The sequence below is a fragment of the Pseudomonas sp. C11 genome (assembly GCF_034683865.1).
Lineage (GTDB): Bacteria > Pseudomonadota > Gammaproteobacteria > Pseudomonadales > Pseudomonadaceae > Aquipseudomonas.
In genome coordinates this window covers 1-1,382 of the sequence record NZ_JAWIIP010000030.1, presented here as the reverse complement: position 1 = coordinate 1,382, position 1,382 = coordinate 1, and the positions used below count along the sequence as shown (strand labels likewise).

Sequence of the window (1,382 nt, the reverse complement as noted above, 5' to 3'; positions counted from 1 at the left end):
TATATGGACTCTCCCCACAAGTAGTGAGTAAAGCTTTGCCTTTGCACCTGTCGTCAGCGCGGTTGCATTCGTATATCCGGCCTGTTGTGGGCGCTACCGCCCTGGCCATTCTGTAGTTCGCGCAGCGGGGGCCAAGCGTTCAATCGATCACAGAGATCATCATTGTTATCGGCCTTGTTCCGCTGCAGGACTCGCCTGTTCCGACAGTGCTGCTGTTCACCACAACCACAAGAAAACCATCACTCCCTCATTGATTACCCCCGCCGTCAGGCGGGCTTGACGCTCTGCCAATTGCCACTGAACCGCCGCTCATGGCACCACACCGCCCAGCAGATCCGCACCAGTTTGTTGGCCAGGGCCACCGCTGCCTTGTTGTGGCCGATCCGTGCTGCCGTTGTCACGGCCCAGCGCTGCAACTGCGTCAGCTTTTCCGGTGTGCGGGCCTGGCAGCGTTGTGCGGCAAGTAAGGCTGCACGTGAGCCGTGGATCAGTAACGTGCGCACATAGACATTGCCCTGCCGGCTGATATGGCCGAGCTTGCGGCTATTGCCACTGCTGAACTCACGCGGCGTCATGCCCAGCCAGGCGCTAAGCTGGCGACCATTGGCAAAGCGCTCGGGCTTACCGACGGCGGTCGTCAGGGCGCTGGCAGTCAGCAGCCCAATACCACTGACCTCATCCAGTTTGCGCACGATTTCATCGTCAGCGTGCCAGCGCTTGAGCTGCTGCTCGCATTCGGCCATGCATTGTTCGTGCAGGTTGATCTCGGCCAGGACGATATGCAGCAGGCGGCTCAGGGGCGCGAGTTCAGGTTGCTCAACCAACTCACTGGCTGCCCGGATAAAGGCGGTGGTCGAGGCCGGCGCTTCGATCCCCGCTTCACGCAGCATGCCGCGCAGCAGGTTGATGCGCTGGGTGCGGCTCTTCTTCCAGGTTTCCCGCAGCCCATGCAACTGCTGGAGCTGTTGTTGATCGTGGCTTTTCACAGGCACGGGATGCATATCGGTGCAGCGCGCGGCTTCCAGCATGGCATCGCAGTCATTGCGGTCGGTCTTGTTACGTCGGCGATAGGGCCGCACATAGCGTGGGTGCAGCAGCTTCACCTGATGACCGAGCGATTGCGCCAGGCGCCCCCAGTAATGCGCCGTGCCACAGGACTCCATCACCCACTCGACCGGCTCGGACTGCTCCTGTATATATCGCCTGAACGCCTCTCGGTTCAGCCGCTTGCGCTGCACCACCTGGCCGGAACGGACACTCTCGGCAACTTGGTAAACGGACTTGGCCAGATCAACGGCAATGCGCTTCATAACGACTCTCCCGCTCAGAAAACCTCGACATCTTGGTATAGAACTGTGGTGTGGGGAGAGTCCATTACAGCA

1 protein-coding gene is annotated in these 1,382 nt (G+C 60.3%); it reads right to left on the bottom strand.

From position 1 onward, the window contains the following. Positions 1-266: 266 nt before the first annotated feature. Positions 267-1,310 carry an IS110 family transposase gene (locus VC352_RS24785; protein ID WP_322982154.1) on the bottom strand — a complete coding sequence of 348 codons (1,044 nt, stop codon included), beginning with the start codon at positions 1,308-1,310 and terminating at the stop codon, positions 267-269. Between the last annotated feature and the right edge of the window lie 72 nt (positions 1,311-1,382).

What these genes read in the sequence shown, in the direction of transcription:
- VC352_RS24785 (WP_322982154.1), bottom strand. Translation starts at nt 1,310, where the DNA reads ATGAAGCGCATTGCCGTTGATCTGGCCAAGTCCGTTTACCAAGTTGCC.